Source organism: Endozoicomonas sp. SESOKO1, from assembly GCF_024606265.1.
GTDB lineage: Bacteria > Pseudomonadota > Gammaproteobacteria > Pseudomonadales > Endozoicomonadaceae > Endozoicomonas.
The window spans coordinates 1-3,026 of sequence record NZ_JAHHPP010000084.1 but is presented as its reverse complement, the minus strand read 5'-3'; the positions used below and the strand labels follow the sequence as shown (position 1 = coordinate 3,026).

Below are 3,026 nucleotides of genomic sequence, written 5' to 3'. Positions count from 1 at the left end.
CCGTACTCCCCGGTACGGCGCTCCTTCACAAAATCCCTTAGAGCGACAAAGTCCTTCGCGAGATTCGGGGCAGTTTATGAAATATCCGGGTTAAACCTGTACCTTACTCCACCGCCGTGATCGCCAGATAATCAGGAAGCTTGCCGAGGTAATCAATCGCTGTACTGTGGGTACTGTCCAGACGGCGGTAAGACCAAGCCCCAGGACGGGGCCTGTGAGCCAGCACAGCGGTAACAGGATTAGCCATTGAGCAACAAACCGGATACCGAGAACCGTCCGGTTGGCACCCGCTCCCAGTAAGGCCTGGACAAATACCAGGGAGGGCGCATCCAGGACAATGCCGATGCCGGTTAACTGCATCGGTATCGAGCCCATTGCCACTAGTGAAGGATCATGGAGAAAGAGCGACAGCACAGCCTCAGGAGTAAAAATCAACGGCAGGCTCAGAACCAGTAACACGGCGCTGGCTGTATACATGACTTCCTGCCCCCAGCGCCAGGCAACCTCAGGTTCCCGGGCACCAAGGCTCTGGCTGACCAGGGTATTGGCAGCCATGCCCAGACCCACACCCGGCAGTATCAGCATCAGGGAGGCATTCATTAACACATGGGTGATGGCCATTTCACGGATGCCTAATTGGGCAACAATGGCAAACAGCATCATCATGCCAAGGGCAAACAGGGTCTGTTGCAGGGAGTCAGGAATAGCCAGGAAAACCAGGCGCTTTAATGCTGCCCAATTCCTCCAGTGAGTCAGGAATCCGAATTTTCTGGCTCGCTTATTGAGAATCCGGAAATTGAGAAAGGCTCCCATGTACATGGACAGCAGGGTTCCCAGGGCGGCTCCTTTTACACCCATGGCAGGCAGGCCAAGTTTTCCGTATATCAGGACAAAGCTGAAGATCACATTGCAAATATGAGTACCGACAAGCAGTTTCAGAAAACCCTGTGGCTCACCAATGCCGTTCCAGAAACCTCGAAATGAGAGGTTCATCGCTGCTGCGGTGAGGGCCATGACCCGAATCTGGAAATAGCCGGTTGCTTCCCCTTTAAAGGTGGGGGAACTTTGATCGAATAACTCAAGCACCCAGGGGGAAGTTATTACCAGAATAATACTGACCGGCATGGCAAAGCAGAATGCGATCATCAGTCCGTGATTGGCTGGCATGGCGCATTCATGCAGATGGCCTGCACCAACGCGGCGGGCAACCTGAGCCTGGATAGCCGCTGACAGGCCGGTCATTAATGATAGTGCTACAAAGTTCGCATAGCTGCCAGCACCCACAGCGGCAAGGGCATCCTCTCCCAGGGGACCCACCAGTGCAGCGTCAACAAGGTTGATCATGCTCTGGGAGAGCATGGCCAGCATGATAGGGATTCCCAGCTGAAAAATGGTGGCAAGCCTTTGCTTCAAACTGACTCCATTACGGTTAACCGTTTTGCATTGCCAGTTGACCAAACCAGCGCTCAGAAAAATATATAACCTCTTATAGCAGTACGCTATTTTCAGGATGAAACGCAAGACTAGGCCAGGTTTGGACGAAGCCAGCGTTCCGCTTCCTCTAAAGACCAGCCTTTACGTTCAGCGTAAACGGCCAGCTGGTCTTTATCGATTTTACCCAGGCCGAAATATTTCGCTTGTGGATGGGAGAAATACCAGCCACTGACACTGGCCGCAGGCATCATGGCAAAGTGTTCGGTGAGTGACACACCGGCATTTTCTTCACCGTTCAGTAGAGCGGATAGTGCTGCTTTCTCCGTATGGTCCGGGCAAGCCGGGTAGCCGGGCGCTGGACGAATACCGGCGTATTTTTCCCTGATCAACTCTTCATTACTGAGCTGTTCATTGGAGGCATAACCCCAGTACTCCTTGCGCACTTTTTCATGCATACATTCCGCAAACGCTTCCGCCAGACGGTCCGCCAGAGCTTTCACCATGATGCTGTTGTAGTCATCACCCGCTTGTTCATATTGCCTGGCCAGTTGGTCTGCACCGATACCAGCCGTCACCACAAAACCGCCAACGTAGTCAGGCAAACCGGATGATTCCGGGGCCACAAAGTCAGACAGGCTGTAATTGGGCTTATCCTCCGGTTTTGGTGCCTGCTGGCGGAGGTGGTGCAGGGTTGTTTTGACCTCGCTTCTGGTGTCATCCTGATAGATGGCCAGATCATCCTGATTGATCTGGTTGGCAGGCCAAAAGCCTATGGCTGCCCGGGCACGGATCAACTTTTCGCTGACCAGTTTATCCAGCATCTGCCGTGCATCGTGATACAGGCTGGTGGCTGCTTCACCGACTACTTCATCTTTCAGAATGGCAGGAAACTTACCGGCCAGATCCCAGGTAATAAAGAACGGCGTCCAGTCGATGTAATTGACCAATTCCTCCATCGGGAAGTCATCGAACACCTTAACGCCGGTAAACGTCGGAACCGGTGGCTGGTAACGGGACCAGTCCGGTTTGAAGGCATTATCCAGGGCTTCCCGGTAAGTGAGCAGTGCCCGTTTGTTGCCCCGTTTTTCGTGACGGATACGGATTTTTTCATACTCGGAGCGGGTCTCTTCTACCAGGGCGGGCTTTAATGAATCACTCATCAGCCGGGTTGAAATCCCTACGCTGCGCGAGGCATCGGTGACATAGATGGCAAGGTCATCCTGGAACTGCGGCTCAATTTTCACCGCCGTATGGGCCCGTGATGTGGTCGCTCCACCAATCATCAGTGGCAGCTTGATGCCCTGACGCTGCATCTCACTGGCCACATGAACCATTTCATCCAGAGATGGGGTGATCAGGCCACTGAGCCCGATAATATCAACGTCTTCTTCCACCGCGGTTTTCAGAATGGTTTCGCAGGGAACCATCACCCCAAGGTCAATAACCTCAAAATTGTTACAGGCCAGAACGACACCGACAATGTTTTTACCAATGTCGTGTACATCGCCTTTTACCGTGGCCAGCAGAATCTTGCCATTGGACCGGGCGCTGCTGCCTTTTTCCCGTTCAATAAAGGGCACAAGATGGGCAAC

At 53.2% G+C, this 3,026-nt stretch carries 2 protein-coding genes; both read right to left on the bottom strand.

Annotated features, from left to right (window positions below; genetic code table 11):
- Positions 1–90: 90 nt before the first annotated feature.
- The gene (locus tag KDK13_RS04515) at positions 91–1,413 is read right to left on the bottom strand and encodes an MATE family efflux transporter (RefSeq protein ID WP_257283743.1); all 1,323 of its coding nucleotides are present in this window, start codon (positions 1,411–1,413) and stop codon (positions 91–93) included.
- 110 nt (positions 1,414–1,523) lie between these two features.
- Positions 1,524–3,026 (bottom strand): vitamin B12 dependent-methionine synthase activation domain-containing protein (locus tag KDK13_RS04510; protein ID WP_257283742.1); only part of this gene is annotated, 1,503 nt, incomplete at its 5' end.